Consider the following 14,617-nt stretch of genomic DNA (forward strand, 5'->3'; position numbering starts at 1 on the left):
GTAGGGTTGAAGGAATTCTCGTGGAGCGGCGCGGAAAGTTTCGGACGCTCGAGGGCCGCGTGTCCACCGGCGGCCAGAAATGAACCGGCCCCGCAGCAGCTCGGAGAGCTGTTGCGAGGCCAGGGTGCTGCGACCAGCGCTGAACCGAATTAGCGCATGTTGCTGGTGATGGCGCTCTGCATCTTCTCGATGGCCTTCATCGAGTTGGAGATGAGCTCCACCAGCTTCGCCTCGCGCTGCATCTGCTCCTGCGCGCGGAGGAACGGCTGCTGATCCTTCGGGGCCGCCGCGATCATGTCGTTGGAGGCCTTGGAACCGGCCAGGATGCTGCTCGCAGCGGCGTTGAAGTTGGCAGAGATGCTCATGGACGTTCTCCTGTGATTAATTCGTGAGTGCTGCGAGGTGAAGTGCAGCGGCGGCTACAAAAAGATTATCGGGGGAGGGGGCCAGAAGTTTCCTGCGAATTATCCGGATCATTTCCGGCTTATCCGCCCGTCCCGGGTCCCCTCCGGAAACAGGCCTAACCCTTGATCTTTCCAAGGCTCGGGTTCTTCATCCAGGCCTTGAAACCCTCCAGCTTCTGCTGCTCCTGCTTCGGGTCCGCCGCGGGCGGAGGGGGGTTGGCCTCGGGGTCCAGCGCCAGGGCCCGGCGAGAAGAGCCGCTCTCGAAGCCATCCTTGGCGGCGGGGGCGCGGGCCGCGGCGGCCGGAGCCGCCGGTGCGGGGGCCGGCTGGGCGCTCGGAGGCGTGAACGCGAGCTTCGCGTGCATCTCCGGGTTCGCCTCCTTGACGGCGTTCTGGATGGTCATCCCGTAGGTGTTCAGGCGCTCCGACAGGTACGTCACCACCATGCCCAACGCGGGAGGCACCGGGAGGATGGGGTCGGCCATGAAGCGCTCGAGCGCGCTGGACACGTCGCCGTAGAGGCGCTCGTCGAACGGGGCGCCCGGCGTGGTGGACGACACCAGCATCTTCATGGTGCGGACGACCTGGAGGAAGGTGCCCTGGGCCGTCTTCGACTGCGTCTCCAGCTCCGCCAGCAGCTTCTCGCGCTTCTCCACCAGCGCCGCGGGCTCTGGCGGCAGCGCGCCCATCTTCGCCTTCTGCGTGCTCATCGAATGACTCTCCACCTCTCCACAAAGAGGGTTGGGGTGAGTGAACCCGGCGAGCCTAGCAGACTGTTCCAGGCTCACCTACCCGGCGTCTGGCCGAAGCCGGACGCCGGAGCGTGCTGGACTCAACGTCGGGTGAGCGCCGTCACCATGGCGCCGGCCTTGCGCACCACGGGATCATCCTGGGGCGTCATCGCCGCGGCGCGGCGAAGGTCCTCCAGCGCCTGCTGCTTCTGACCCAGGGCCAGCTTCACCTCGGCGCGGCCCACGTAGACGGAGGGGTCCTGCGGGGACAGCTTGGCGGCCACGTCGAAGGCGGCCAGGGCGCCCTGCCCGTTCCCGGCGGCCATCTCCACCACGCCCAGGGCCTTGGCGAAGTAGCCGTCCGTGGGGTTGACGGCGTACAGGCCCTGGAAGAGCGTGCGCGCCTCGTTGATGCGCCCCTGGTAGAAGAAGAAGTACGCCGTCTTGGCGATGGCGTAGAGCTCGTCGTTGGAGTAGCCGCGCACCTCGCGCAGCGTGGACTTGCCGTCCGCCCAACGCTGCAGCCGTGCCGCCAGCTGCGCCTCGTCCTGAGGGTCCTCCGGCATGGCGCTAGTAACCCTCGTCCTTCTGCTCCGCCCACATCCGGCGGATGATCTCCTTGGTCTCCTCGTTCACCTGGTCCACCAGGGTGAGCATGGAGGCCTCGCGCTGGAGCAGGGCCTTGAGGCGCTCCAGGCGGTCCGGCGAGGCGTTGATGCGCGACAGGCCGCGCTCCAGCAGGTGGCGCGACTCGTCGCTCCCCCGCCCCGCCACGCTGGCCAGGTGGGGCCTGTCACTGAAGCCCTCCAGGTCCGCCTCGTGTCCGCCGGGGTGCGGCGGCAGGGGCAGGCGGAGCTCCTCCGAGGAGTGCGCCGGACCGATGAAGTCCAGCAGCGCCGCGGACGCGAGCGCCGGGTTCTTGGGGTTGCCCGTCTTGCGCAGCTTCTTGCGGTCGACCTGGGACGGGTCGACCAGCCGCTCACGGACGCTGCGGGGTCCCCCCCAGGGCCACTGGGGTCCACCGGGGGGCTGATTGTTGATTCTGGCCATCGTCGATTCCGGAGCACACCCCAGACAGGGGGGGGCCGTCCAGCCCCCCTCGCCTACCTGCCGCCCGAGGCGGCCTGTTCCCGCTGGAGCTCGTAGATGAAGTTGAGGACCTCGGCCACCGCGTCGTACAGCTCCTCGGGCACCTCCTGGCCCACGTCCACCCGGTACAGCGCGTTGGCCAGGGGGATGTTGCGCATCACGGGGATGCCGTGCTCCTTGGCGATGGCGCGAATCTTCTCCGCCTTGAGCCGCAGGCCCTTGGCCACCACGCGCGGAGCGCCGTCCTTCTCCTTGTCGTACTTCAGCGCGATGGCGATTTCGGCGTCGTCACTCATGGGCAGCTCCGCGAAGTCCCGGCGATTGTAGCCCCACCCCACCCCGTCATGCGCGGGCCGCGGGGGCCTGGGGGGCGCCGTTCTTCAGCTCGTAGACGAAGTTGAGGACCTCGGCGACCGCGTCGTACAGCTCCTCCGGGACCTCGTGGCCCACCTCCACCCGCAGGAGCGCGTGCGCCAGCGGCACGTTGCGCAGCGTGGGGACCTCCTGCTCGCGGGCGATGCCCTTGATGCGCTCGGCCTTGTGGTCCACGCCCTTGGCGAGCACGCGAGGGGCGCCGTCCTTCTCCCGGTCGTACTTGAGGGCGACGGCCACGTGGTCGGGGTTGGTGACGATGACGTCCGCGTCCCGCACGGCCTCCATCTGCTGGCCCTCCATGATCTCCTGGTGGAACTCCTTGCGCTTGGCCTTGTGATGCGGGTCGCCCTCGCTCTCCTTGTACTCCTTCTTCACATCGTCCTTGGACATCATCATGTCCTTCATGAAGGACTTGCGCTGCCACCAGACGTCGAAGATGGCGAAGATGACGAAGAGCAGCGCCACGCGCGCGGCCACGCGTGTCACCAGCTCCCCCATGATGACCATGATGGTGTGCGTGTCCTGGCGCACCGTCTCCAGCACCATGGGCATCGCGTCGCGCACCACGCCGTAGACGACGTAGGCGGTGACGGAAATCTTGATGAGGTTCTTGAGCAGCTCCACCAGCGACTTCTTGCTGAACATGTTCTTCAACCCGGCCAGCGGGTTGAGCTTGTCCAGCTTGGGCATCAGCGGGTCCATGGTGAACAGGGAGCCCACCTGCAGGAACTCCATCAGCCCGCCAATCACCGCCCCCCCCAGGAGCACCGGCAGCGTCACCAGCAGCAGCGCCCGCACGCCCAGGTAGAGCAGTTGGCCCGTCGCGTCGGCCAGGTCTCCGCCCCGCGCCACGTGGTCGAAGCTGAAGAGGAAGAGACTGGAGATCTCCTTCTCGAGGTTGTCCCAGGTCGCCTTCACGGCGGCCAGGCCCACCACGAGCACCGCCACGCCGCTCAGGTCCTTGCTCTTCCAGACCTGCCCCTTCTTGCGAGAGTCGTCGAGCTTCTTCTGCGACGGCTCCTCTGTCTTGTCTCCACTATCGTCCGACATGGGCGCGAGGTTCCCGTGGGCGCTAGGCCAGCAGCCGAAGGGCGTCGTGGAGCACCTTCAGCATGTGGGCCAGCTCGTCCTGGATGCGGCCGATCAACGTCCCCAACACCAGGAAGGTGATGAGCACGCCGACGAGCGGCTTGATGGCCATGGAGATGAAGAACACCTGGATCTGCGGCGCCACGCGGTTGATGGCGCCCAGCGCCACGTCGGTGAGGAACGCGGCCAGCGTGGCGGGGGCCGCCAGGGCCAGGCTGACGCGCAGCATGTCCGCGAAGACGCGGATGAGCACGTCGAAGAAGGTCCACGAGCCCTGGCTGAAGCGCGGGAAGCCATCCAGCGGCACCGTGGTGAGGCTGTCCGCCAGGGCACGGATGACCAGGTGGTGGCCGTCCAGGGTGAGGAAGAGCACCACGGACAGCTGCACCTTCAGGTTGGAGAAGAGCGAGACCTGCTGCCCCAGCTGCGGCACGTAGAGCTGGGCGTTGTTGCTGCCGGACATGGTGTCCGCGAGCGTGCCGGCGATGCGCGCGGCCTCGAACACGCCGTTGACGACGAAGGCCATGGAGAAGCCGATGAAGATCTCCTTGGCCATCAGCGCGATGTACGGCAGCGCGCTCAGGGGGATGGTCGTCACCGAGTGCGCGATGGACGGATACAGGACGATGGCCAGCGTCAGGCCGATGCCCATCTTCATCTCCGTGGGCACCACCTCACCGCCCAGGAACGGACTGAAGATGAGCACGGGCATCACCCGGCACATGAGCAGGGCGACCGTGAAGATGGCGGCGGAGAAGTTGGTCCGGGCAGCCAGCTCGGACACGAGTTCCGCGGCGTTCATTTGATGAGGGCGGGGAACCGGTCGAAGACGTGGAACGTGAAGCGCACCAGCTGGCCGCCGATCCACGGGCCCGTCATGGCGAGCACCCCGAAGACGATGATGACCTTGGGGGCGAAGGTGAGCGTCTGCTCCTGGATCTGCGTGGTCGCCTGGAACAGGGAGATCATGAAGCCCACCAACAGGCTCATCAACACCGGCGGGGCCGAGACCACGAGCACCAGGAACAGCGCTTCCTGGGTGATGAACGTGAGCTGGTTCATGGGTGCCTTCCTCTTACAGGTAGCCGACGACCAGGCCCTTGGCGATGAGGTACCAGCCGTCCACGAGCACGAACAGGAGCAGCTTGAAGGGCATGGAGATGGTGGTCGGCGACAGCATGTGCATGCCGAGCGCCAGCAGGATGTTGGCCACCACCATGTCGATGACGATGAACGGGACGAAGAGCAGGAAGCCAATCTGGAAGGCCTCCTTCAGTTCGGACACGACGAAGGCGGGGATGATGACCATGAAGTCCTCGCTCTTCACCGAGTCGCGGTCCTCACCCGTGCGCATCTTCTTGGCGAGGTTGTAGAAGAGCGAGCGGTCCTTCACGGTGACCTTCTTCATCAGCCACGCGCGCAGGGGCTCCTTGGCGCGGTCGGCGCCCTCCAGGAGCGTGCCCACCTTGGCGGAGGAGAAGTTGCCCGCGCCGCCGGTGTCCCAGATGTCCACCTCGGAGGCCCGGTACATGGAGGTGCCCACCGGGGCCATGATGTAGACGGTGAGGATGACGGCCAGGCCCGTAATCACCTGGGTGGGCGGAATCTGCTGGGTGCCCAGCGCCGAGCGGACGATGGAGAGGACGACGGAGATCTTCACGAAGCTCGTCACCATCATCAGCGCGAAGGGCACCAGGCCCATGGCGGCGAGCGCGAGGATGAGGACGAGGGGGCGCGAGGTGAAGGTGTCGGCGCTCACCGCTTCGTTGGCGACGGAGTCGGGGATGCCGCCCGGGCGCTTCTTCTGCGCGAGCGCGATGAAGGGATGCAGCGACACCACGGCCGCGAACAGCCAGGGCGCGACGCGCGGAAGACGAGGGAGGGCGGGTGTCAGGGCGTTCACGGGAAGGGGGCCATCAGGCGCCAGGGGGCTCGGACGACGAGCCCCCGGAGCGACGGGAAAGGAGCTTCTGGAGGAAAGGGCTGAGGGGAACCACGTTCGTCTGCGGGCGCTGTGCCCGGATGCGCTCGACGGCTTCCGCATCCAGCTTCGACAGCAACTGCAGGCCCGCCTCGCCGCCGCCCACCAACAGGTATTCGTCCGCGGCCTTCACCACGAAGAGCGCGCGCTTGGGGTCCAGGGGGAGCCGCTCCACCACGGAGACCACCGTCTGCCGCCCCGTCGAGGTGGACTGCAGGCCCATCAGCCGGCGAAGGCCCACGTTCAACGTCAGGTAGATGGACGCCACCACCGCGCCCAGGACCATCAGGGTGCGCACGAGCATCCAGCCCATGCTCTCCGGCTCCGCCTCCGCAGCCGCGGCGGCGTTGATGGACGGGTCCTCCCAGACGGGGGACGAGGCAGGAGAAGGCGCGGCAGGAGGAGGCGCGGCCGGGGCGCCCTGCCCTGCCTGTGGCGGCGCCACGGCGTCCCCGACCGCGGCCCCAGTGGGCGCGGCGGGAACGGGCGAGGGGCTCGGCGCGGGCGCCTGCGCCCACACGGACGCGGGCGCGAGCAGCAGCGTGACGCCCAGGGTCAGGCGCGGGAGGGGGTTGCGGAGGACTGCCATGGCTGGGGGCGAGGCTAGTTCAAAGGCCGGAGGACCGCCACGGGCCCCGTCTGGCAGCCCGCTTGCTTCCAGTCCTCGCGAAGGTGCTCAGCTCGCCAACGTGGTGACGCGGACGCCGAGCTGGCCTTCCATCTCCACCAGCTCACCGCGGGCCACCACCTTGCCGTTGATGGACAGCTCCACCGGCTCGCCGGGGCCCCGGCTCAGCTCGATGACCTGACCGGCCCGCATGCCCACCACCTGCTCGGCGGTGACCGGGATGCGCGCCAGCTCCACGGCGATCTGCAGCGGCACGTCGCCCAGCAGGTCGCTTCCGTCCGGCTTGTTCACGTCGTCCAAGGGCGCCCCTTCGAGCTCCGGAGGAACGTCCAGCTCCGGGTTGGTGAAATCCTCTTCCTCGTCCCGCCCCCCACCCTCCTCGGTGGCCGAGCGCGGGTTCCCCGACTCCCCGGGGATGATGCGGGTGATGCGCGCCTGGTAGCGCCCGTCCTCGACGAAGACCTCGGCCTCGGCGTGCCCCGAGCGCCCCGCGCCCAGCCGCAGCTGCGCCGTACCCGGCTCGCCCCGGTCCGGCCGCGCCGACAGCACGTCCACCAGGACCACGTCCTTGACGCGCAGGCTCGCCAGGTCCTGGCCGGTCAGCTCCGCCGTGCCAATCTCCGCCCGCAGCCACCCGCGCACCGCCGACAGCCGGCCCGCGTTCGCCGCCAGGTCCGCCTTGACGCGGGCGCGCCGCTGGGCGCTCTCCACCGCGGGCTCGGCCGCCTCCAGCACCGCCGCCGGCACCACCAGCCGCACCATGCCGCCGTGCGGTCCCAGCGTGGCGTTCAGGTGCACCGTCAACATCGGCCCGTCGTCCCCCAGGCGCGCGGACACCTCGTCAACGCCCCGGGCGACCCCGTCCAGCCTCGGGCGAGGCACGCCGGCCTGGAGCGCGGGCACCAGCACCCGCAGCGCCTCCAGGATGACGTAGCCCATCACGCCCTCCTCGATGTCCGTCAGGGGCCTCAAGCCCACCGTCTCGCCCGCGCCGCCCAACAGCAGGTCCACCGCCGTGTGCGCCAGCGCCAGCTCCACCTCGAGCACCGCCCGCCCCGGCAGCGCCCCGGGCGCCAGCACCGCAAGAAAGGTCGGGTCCCCCAGGAAGCGGCGCAGCTCCGCCATGGGCCGCACCTGCACGGACTCCAGCGACAGGCCGACCTCCGCGTCGAAGAGCCCCTTGAGCCGGGCGGACACGCCCGTCAGCGTCCCCTCGTTGGGCGTCAGCCAGCGCAGCCGCTCGGCGAGCTGCCCCTGGGCGCGCGACACCTTCTCCAGCCCCTTGAACGTGAAGGGACGCCAGGCGCTCCGCGCGACCTTCTCCGGCCGCTCGGCCTTCTCGGGACGCGGCTCCGCATTCTCCGGCGCGCCGGCCTTCTCGGGAGGAGGACGGACGGGCTTGAGGTTGCGCAGGTCCACGAGCATCGTGCGCTCGTGCACGCCCGGAGACTCGTCCTCCGGCTCCACGCTCATGTCTTCGCCTCGAAGCGGACCGTCTCGAGCTTCAGGCCCCGGCCCCCGAGCGCGGTGCGAAGCCCGTCGCTCTGCTCCTCGAGCATCTTCAGCACGTCACGGTTGGTGCCGCTGAAGGTGGCGGAGATCTTCCCGTTGCGCGCGCTGACCTTGATGGACAGGCCGTTGAGCACGTCCCCGCGCAGATCAATCTGGAACTCGGCCAGGCCCGCGGCGTTCGTCCCCACGCGCACGCGGTCGACGATCTTCTGCGCGATTTCGCTCGCCATGGCGCGCAGCCGCTCGGAGCCCGCGGTGTCCTTGGGCTTGGCCACCGGCACCGGCGCCATCAGCGCGGGGTTGAAGCGGAAGCCCGCCCCCATCTCCGTGCCACCGCCGCCCTTCTTGTCCTCCTTGCCACCGCCGCCGCTGCCCTTGCCGCCCGCGTCCGCGTCCGCGCGGATGGCCGCGCCGCGCTCGGAGCTGACCTGCCCCAGGGCCGAGTCGGCCTTGTCCAGGTCCTTCTCCCGCCCCTCGGAGGTGCGCTGGGTCTCCTTGGCGTCCGAGGCGCGCGAGCCGGAGCGGGCCTCCGAGGTGTTCGTGTCCGCCCGACGCTGCGTCTGGGCCAGCGTGGAGGCGGGGTTGCCGCCCATCTGGGGCGGCTGCTGGAGGGCCTCGCCGAAGGTCTTCCCCTGCTGGGTCGCCTTGGCCAGCACCTGACGGGCCAGGCCTCCCGGCGTCTGCGGCGTCTGGGTGGGGGCCGTCGCCTGGGGCTGCGCCTGCGGCTGCATCAGCTTCTGGAAGGCGGACGTGCCCTCCTGGCGCTTCTTGGCCTGGCCCTCGGCGAGCTTCTTCTCCTGCATGATGCGCTCGGCCAGGCGCGCTGCTTCACGGTCGTCGTCGACACGGCTCATGACATCTTTCCCGAGGGATGGGGTGGCGGCAGGTTACTTGCGCTGCCGAGCCAGGAACAAGGCGTTGCCAATCTCCTCCTGGCTCAACTCCTCGCGCTGCTGGCGCTCATGCTTCACCTGCTTCTGCCAGGTCTCCTTGTGCTTCTCGATGGCCTTGAGCTCCTTGGCCGCCTCGGCCATCTCCCGGCGCCGCTGCTCGACCAGGCGCTCGGCCACCTTCACCGCCTCACGCTGACGCTCGACCTCCAGCGCCACCTGCGCCTCCTCGTCCTTCAGGCGCTCCTCGAAGCGGCCCATCATGTTCATGCCGTTGATGCCGGCACCCTTGGCCATGATCTCCTTGAGGTAGGCGGCGACCTTCTCCTTGCGCTCGCGCTTGCGCCGCTCCAGCTCGTCCATCAGACGCTGGAGCTCCACCTTCTCGCGCTCCAGGGCCTTGATGGCGTCGGAGAAGGCCTGCTCGGCCTCCTCCTTGGCCCGGGTCCGCATGTCCAGCAGGGTCTGCAACCGGTACGGGGGCATGGTGTCCCCATCCTACCCCGGTTTCCCGGAGGTGCACCCCCGTCCAGTGGACCAGGGGGCCCCAAGCCCACCCTCCTGGGTGGACCTCACTCGTCGAACAGCCCCACCAGCTGGCCCACCGTGTCCTCGAAGTCCGAGTTCGAGTGGGTGTCCTGCTTGAGGAAGTCGATGATGGAGTCGTACTTGTCGATGGCGTAGTCCGTGCGGGGGTCCGTGCCGTACTGGTAGGCCCCCAGCAGGATGAGGTCGCGCTGCTTCTCGTACGTGGAGAGCGTCTCGCGCAGCTTGCCCGCGGCCTTCTTGTGCTCCTTCGAGACGATGCCGCTCATCACGCGGCTGAGGCTGGCGAGCACGTCCATGGCGGGCCACTGGTTTCGCTCGCCCAGGGCGCGGTTGAGGATGAAGTGGCCGTCGAGAATACCGCGGACCTCGTCCGCGATGGGCTCCTCCATGTCACCGCCGGCCACCAGGCACGTGTAGATGGCGGTGCACTTGCCCTTCTGCGAGTTGCCCGTGCGCTCCAGGATGCGCGGCAGCATGGAGAACACGCTCGGCGGATAGCCCTGACGCGCCGGGGGCTCGCCCACCGCGAGGCCAATCTCACGCTGGGCTCGCGCCAGACGCGTCACCGTGTCGAGCATGAAGAGCACGTTGCCCCCGCGCTCGCGGAAGTACTCGGCGATGGCCGTGGCCACGTAGGCGGCGCGCAGACGCACCAGGCTGGGCTGGTCGGACGTGGCGCACACGAGCACGGAGCGCTTCATGCCCTCCTCGCCCATGGCGTCCTCGATGAACTCGCGCACCTCGCGACCACGCTCGCCGATGAGGGCGACGACGCAGAGGTCGGCCTTGGTGTTGCGCGCGATCTGCCCCATCAACGTCGACTTGCCGACGCCGGAGCCGGCGAAGAGACCCACGCGCTGGCCCTCGCCCACGGTGAGCAGTCCGTCGATGCAGCGCACGCCCAGGGGCAGCGGCCGCTCGATGCGCTGACGCGTGAAGGGGTCCGGACAGTCGCGGTCCACGGACCAGTCGATGAGCCCCTCGTCCGGCAGGGGGCTGCCGTCCATCGGCTCGCCGATGCCGTTGAGCACGCGGCCCAGGAGCGCCTCGCCGCACTTGATGCTCAGCGGCTTGCCGGTGGGAATCACCTCGCTGTCCGGACCGATGCCGTACAGCTCACCCAGGGGCATGAGCATGACCTCGTCGCCCTGGAAGCCGACGACCTCGGCCTTCACGGCGCCGCGCGCGCGGCTCTTGATGAGCACCAGCTCGCCCACGCGGACGTTGGGGACGCTCGCCTTGATGATGAGGCCCGTCAGCTCGGTGACGCGGCCGCGGACGCGGACCGTCTGGGCGTCCTTGATGAGGTCGAGATAACGAGAGAGGTCGATGGCCATGGACGTGGGCTCCTTCCCGTCCCGGCTACGCCGGGCCTTCCTTCGGGCCGTTCTGGTCGGGCAAGAGCACGCTCTGGAGCATCTCCAACTGCGTGGGCAGCTGCGCGTCCACCGTGCCGAACTCCGTCTGGACGATGCAGCCCACCGGGGCCACCTCGGGGTCCTCCTTGATGGCCAGGTCCACCGCGCGACCGATGAGCTCCATCAACACCGGCTTCTTCGCGCGCAGCACCGCCGCCGTCTTGGGATGAACCCGCAGCACCATGGAGCGGGCGCTGCGCAGGTTGTCGATGGCCGCCGCGCACAGCTCCAGCATCAGGTCCGGGTCCTTCTCCAGGCTCCGGCCGATGATCTTCTCCCCGACGCGCAGCCCCAGCGCGATGACGTCCTGCTCGTAGGTGGCCAGGATCTCCCCCGCCTGCATCTTCGCCCGGAGGATGATCTCCGTGGCCTGGGCGAGCCCCTCCTGACGTCCCTCCTCGCGCGTCTTCACGAGGAGCGCCTCACGCTCCCGCTGCGCCTCCGCGAGGATGCGCTCCTTCTCGCGCTGCGCCTCCTCGAGGATGCCCTGGGCGCCCTGGCGCGCCTCGAAGACCTCGGCGTTCATCACCCCCGCGCGCGGAGGCCGCAACACCGGCCGCTCCGACACGACGGACGGCTCGGCCGTCCCGTCTCCCTTGATCACCTTGCCGATCGCCATGCGCCGCTCCTTGCGGGCCGGATGCTAGCGCGTTCCGCCGCGAGGTCCACGCCCGCCCGAGCCCGAGGACGAAGAGTCGTCCGTCCCGGACGGTGAACGTGGCCTGCGCTGCACGGACGTCCCCTCCTGCCCGCCCGCGGGCGCCTGCCCCGCGGAGGTGCCAGCCCGCCCGACCAGCACCCGAGGAGGCCGCTCCGCCCCACCCTCACGGGGGGGCTCGGGGCGCACCGCCGCGATGGAGACCGACGAGCGCGAGCGGAACACGCGCGAGACCTCCTGGGCCTCGGGGGCTTCGGGGCGAGGCCGCACGCGGGACCCTGCCTCGGGGGGGCGCTGGATGCGCGAGCCGCCGGCCGCGGGCGCCACGCGTGAGCCATCGCTCGCGGGCGCTACCCGGGAGCCCCCAGCGGCGGGCCCCACTCGCGAGCCATCACCGGCAGGCGCCACCCGCGAGCCCCCGACGGGCCCGATACGAGAGCCATCACCCGCGGGGCCCACTCGCGAGCCATCACCGGCAGGCGCCACGCGCGAGCCCCCGGCGGGCCCGATACGAGAGCCATCACCCGCGGGCCCGACTCGCGAGCCATCACCGGCAGGCGCCACGCGCGAGCCCCCGACAGGCGCCACCCGCGAGCCCCCGGCGGCTGGCCCCACACGGGAACCATCACCGGCGGGCGCCACCCGCGAGCCATCCCCCGCGGGCGCCACCCGCGAGCCCTCGGCGTCGGGCGCCACACGGGAACGCTCTCGGGCACCGGGAGGCAGGGGCTCACCAGCGGCCGCGCTCGAGGGGCGAGGGCCTCCCAGGCGCGACGGAGGCGGTCCGATGCGAGCACGCGCCGGGGCCTCGGGCGAGCCCGCGGCAGCGCTCGACGGACGAGGACGAGCCCCACCCTGTCCCAGGCGCGACGGAGGCGGTCCGATGCGGGCACCCTCCGGATCCACCCTTCCAGGTCGAGCGGACCGGGGGTCGGCTCCGGACGGCTCCCTGCGGGCCACCGGGGCCGAGGGGTCTCGCCGGGCTTCCCGGTGGTCCCCGGTGGCCTCCGGGGAGGCCCCAGGGTCACGGCGCGGCGGAATCCGATGCATCGCCGAGCCATCCGAGGCCCCGTCCTTGGGGCGCGCGACACGCGAGCCCTCGCGGCTGGACATGGCGCCCGCGTTCCTCGCGGCGCGCTCGGCCATGAAGTCGCGACGGACGGCGGGCGCCGCGCCAGGAGGACGACGAGAGACCGTCCCACCCTGTCCGGGCGCGGCCTTGGGAGCCCCCGGAGCGGGGCGCGCGGCGGCGGGCTCGCGGGGCGGAGGACTCGCACCCTCCCGCCCCGCGGGAGGCGCGGCATCCCGCCCCGAGGACGGCGCGGCGGGACGTGCGGCAGCGGCGGCAGCGGCGGCCTTGCGCGCGCCGGGCGGAGGCGGCAGCACCGCGGACTGACGCGGCGGGGGCGGCGTGGCCAGGCGCACCGGGCGCTCGATGAGCCCGCGCGAGGCGAGCCGCTCCAGGTCCATGACGATGTCCGTGCGGCCACCATCGCCCCGCGCCGGCTGCCGGTTTCGCTCCTCGCGCAGCCACTTCGCGATGAGCCCGCCGAACTCGCCCCGGTACTTCTCCACCATGCGCGCGGCGAACTCCGCGGACTGGGCCACGCACGCGCGCACCAGGCGCTGCACGCCCGCGCTGCGGATGGAGCCCGCCGGATTCCTCAGCGCATCGTGCTGCTCCAGCTGCGCGCGAGCGTCCTCCTCGGGCAGCTTGCGCGGCGCGTTCGCCGCCACCGACTTGGAGGCGAGCAGCTTCAGGTCCGGAGGCAGCGGCTCGAACAGGGCCTCGCGCTCCGCGTCGGGAAGCCCCGCCAGCGCCGGCCCCAGCACGCGCGCGCCCAACCGGTCGCACACCGTGAACAGCTCGCGCTGCGTCAGCAGGAGCACGTCGGAGAACTTGAAGCCCGCGGACTGCGAGTCGCCCGTCTCGCGCGCCAGCGCCTCCTCGAGCTTCCACCGGACGATGTCCAGCACCTGGGGCCGCACCTCGCGGGTCAGCTTCACCCGAGGCGGCGGCAGGTGGCCTCGCACGGCCTCCGCCAGGGGCGCGGGCAGCGCGCGCAGGACGATCTCCACCAGCGCCCCGCGCTCGCGCTGCAGCAGCGCCGCCAGCCGCTCCGGCTCCGCGGTCCACAGCTGCCCGCGGCGGTCCTTCACCAGCCGCTTGATCTCCTGGACCAGCGCCGGGATGCGCTTGTCGCGAGGAATCTGGAGGATCTCCTGCGCGCGGTGGCGCAAGAGCTCACCTTCCTCCGTCGGGAGGTGCTCCATCGCGCCCAGGCTCTCCTGCCCGCCGAACGTCACGGCGGTCAGCAGCAGCATGCTCTGGCGCTTGTTGAGCGAGGTGAAGAACGAGTCCAAACGTCACCTCGCGGGCCCCACCGACGCCCGCTGGGAGGAAAGAAGGCGCCCCCTCGAAGGGGGGCGCGGAACCGGTCAGGCCTCGGGCGGGCGGACCCGGGGGCGGGGGCCACGCGCCGTGGGGGCGTTGCCGCCGCCCCCGCGCATGATGGACCACGCCGTGACGCCCATCATCCCCAGGATGAGCGCGAAGGCTCCGGCGATCATCACCTTGAACTGGCTGGCGCTGGAGGCCGTCATGCGCAGACCCAGCACGTCCTGCTGCCGGTTCTCGTCGGTCTTCTCCGCCTTGGGTCCCAGCGCGGGCGTCATCAGCACCGTCACCGCGTCCGGCTTCATCTCCGGCACCGCCGTGGCGACGAACGCCTTCACCGCGTTGACGTCGATGGGCGGCTTGCCCTCCGCGCCGGGCCGGAACTTGATGAACACCGACGCGGACGGCATCGGCTTGTTCTCCGGCTGCGTCAGGTCGTTGTTCTCCGGGACGCTCACGATCGCGCGCGCCTCCAGCACGCCGTCGATCTGGTTGAGCGCGTTGGAGACCTCGCCGCCCATCGCCTTGAGGAGCATGGCGCGCTCCTCCGTGGCGGTGGGCACCATGCTTCCCTTGGCGAAGTGGGACAGGCCCTTCTCCACCGGACGCGGAAGCGAGTTGAGCTTGAGCAGTTCCGCGGCCTCGGCGGCATCCGTCTTGGGCACGGTGATCATGAACCGGACCTCGTTGCCGCCCTCCTCCTTCTCCTTCTTCGCGTTGATGCCGTTCTTGCTGAGCAGGACGTAGATTTCGTTGGCGTCCGCCTCACTCAGCTCGTGCTGGAGCTCGATGTGACAGCCCGTCACGAGCACGAGGGCGAGGAGCGGGGCGACAAACGCTTGCGGTCGGCGAATCATGGGCACGGGGAGCTTACTAGGGCCTCGGAAAACGCGGA

Annotated in this window: 17 protein-coding genes; all 17 read right to left on the bottom strand. The window is 70.3% G+C overall.

Annotated features, from left to right (window positions below; genetic code table 11):
- Positions 1 to 149 precede the first annotated feature (149 nt).
- The 17 genes from VZQ01_RS04060 to VZQ01_RS04140 all read right to left on the bottom strand — a co-directional run bounded on the left by VZQ01_RS04060 (position 150) and on the right by VZQ01_RS04140 (position 14,579).
- Positions 150 to 365 carry a hypothetical protein gene (locus VZQ01_RS04060; protein ID WP_223746600.1) on the bottom strand — a complete coding sequence of 72 codons (216 nt, stop codon included), beginning with the start codon at positions 363 to 365 and terminating at the stop codon, positions 150 to 152.
- Positions 366 to 520: 155 nt separating this feature from the next.
- Positions 521 to 1,114, bottom strand: coding sequence for a hypothetical protein (locus VZQ01_RS04065; RefSeq protein ID WP_223746599.1), 594 nt, complete (start codon positions 1,112 to 1,114; stop codon positions 521 to 523).
- A gap of 122 nt (positions 1,115 to 1,236) precedes the next feature.
- Positions 1,237 to 1,701 carry a SycD/LcrH family type III secretion system chaperone gene (locus VZQ01_RS04070; protein WP_074957228.1) on the bottom strand — a complete coding sequence of 155 codons (465 nt, stop codon included), beginning with the start codon at positions 1,699 to 1,701 and terminating at the stop codon, positions 1,237 to 1,239.
- A gap of 4 nt (positions 1,702 to 1,705) precedes the next feature.
- Positions 1,706 to 2,185, bottom strand: coding sequence for a hypothetical protein (locus VZQ01_RS04075; RefSeq protein WP_141323022.1), 480 nt, complete (start codon positions 2,183 to 2,185; stop codon positions 1,706 to 1,708).
- A gap of 53 nt (positions 2,186 to 2,238) precedes the next feature.
- Positions 2,239 to 2,520, bottom strand: a complete 282-nt coding sequence (locus tag VZQ01_RS04080; RefSeq protein WP_141323021.1) for an EscU/YscU/HrcU family type III secretion system export apparatus switch protein — start codon at positions 2,518 to 2,520, stop codon at positions 2,239 to 2,241.
- Between the two features lie 46 nt (positions 2,521 to 2,566).
- The gene (gene sctU / locus VZQ01_RS04085) at positions 2,567 to 3,649 is read right to left on the bottom strand and encodes a type III secretion system export apparatus subunit SctU (RefSeq protein ID WP_223746598.1); all 1,083 of its coding nucleotides are present in this window, start codon (positions 3,647 to 3,649) and stop codon (positions 2,567 to 2,569) included.
- A 22-nt stretch (positions 3,650 to 3,671) separates the two neighbouring features.
- Entirely contained in the window at positions 3,672 to 4,490 is an 819-nt protein-coding gene (locus VZQ01_RS04090) for a flagellar biosynthetic protein FliR (protein ID WP_046712712.1), read from the bottom strand.
- Positions 4,487 to 4,750 carry a flagellar biosynthesis protein FliQ gene (gene fliQ / locus VZQ01_RS04095; protein WP_223746596.1) on the bottom strand — a complete coding sequence of 88 codons (264 nt, stop codon included), beginning with the start codon at positions 4,748 to 4,750 and terminating at the stop codon, positions 4,487 to 4,489. Before fliQ ends, VZQ01_RS04090 begins: the two co-directional genes overlap by 4 nt.
- A 13-nt stretch (positions 4,751 to 4,763) precedes the next feature.
- On the bottom strand, positions 4,764 to 5,591 hold the full coding sequence (gene sctR / locus VZQ01_RS04100; protein WP_223746595.1) for a type III secretion system export apparatus subunit SctR: 828 nt from the start codon (positions 5,589 to 5,591) through the stop codon (positions 4,764 to 4,766).
- Between the two features lie 13 nt (positions 5,592 to 5,604).
- Entirely contained in the window at positions 5,605 to 6,258 is a 654-nt protein-coding gene (locus VZQ01_RS04105; protein ID WP_223783101.1) for a FliO/MopB family protein, read from the bottom strand.
- An 87-nt stretch (positions 6,259 to 6,345) separates the two neighbouring features.
- Positions 6,346 to 7,770 (bottom strand): type III secretion system cytoplasmic ring protein SctQ, encoded by a 1,425-nt coding sequence (gene sctQ / locus VZQ01_RS04110; RefSeq protein ID WP_223746593.1) that lies wholly within the window; start codon positions 7,768 to 7,770, stop codon positions 6,346 to 6,348.
- Positions 7,767 to 8,663 carry a flagellar hook-length control protein FliK gene (locus VZQ01_RS04115; RefSeq protein ID WP_223746592.1) on the bottom strand — a complete coding sequence of 299 codons (897 nt, stop codon included), beginning with the start codon at positions 8,661 to 8,663 and terminating at the stop codon, positions 7,767 to 7,769. Before VZQ01_RS04115 ends, sctQ begins: the two co-directional genes overlap by 4 nt.
- A gap of 33 nt (positions 8,664 to 8,696) precedes the next feature.
- Positions 8,697 to 9,185 (bottom strand): flagellar assembly protein FliH, encoded by a 489-nt coding sequence (locus tag VZQ01_RS04120; protein WP_046712706.1) that lies wholly within the window; start codon positions 9,183 to 9,185, stop codon positions 8,697 to 8,699.
- An 86-nt stretch (positions 9,186 to 9,271) separates the two neighbouring features.
- On the bottom strand, positions 9,272 to 10,585 hold the full coding sequence (gene sctN, locus VZQ01_RS04125; protein ID WP_141323014.1) for a type III secretion system ATPase SctN: 1,314 nt from the start codon (positions 10,583 to 10,585) through the stop codon (positions 9,272 to 9,274).
- Positions 10,586 to 10,610: 25 nt separating this feature from the next.
- Positions 10,611 to 11,285: a FliH/SctL family protein gene (locus tag VZQ01_RS04130; protein ID WP_141323013.1), complete on the bottom strand. Its 675-nt coding sequence runs from the start codon at positions 11,283 to 11,285 to the stop codon at positions 10,611 to 10,613.
- A 24-nt stretch (positions 11,286 to 11,309) separates the two neighbouring features.
- Entirely contained in the window at positions 11,310 to 13,688 is a 2,379-nt protein-coding gene (locus VZQ01_RS04135; RefSeq protein ID WP_426746941.1) for a hypothetical protein, read from the bottom strand.
- A gap of 75 nt (positions 13,689 to 13,763) precedes the next feature.
- Positions 13,764 to 14,579, bottom strand: a complete 816-nt coding sequence (locus VZQ01_RS04140) for a type III secretion protein (RefSeq protein ID WP_141333049.1) — start codon at positions 14,577 to 14,579, stop codon at positions 13,764 to 13,766.
- Positions 14,580 to 14,617: the final 38 nt, after the last annotated feature.

Origin of the sequence: Myxococcus faecalis, from assembly GCF_050039385.1 — a bacterium.
Classification (GTDB): domain Bacteria; phylum Myxococcota; class Myxococcia; order Myxococcales; family Myxococcaceae; genus Myxococcus; species Myxococcus fulvus.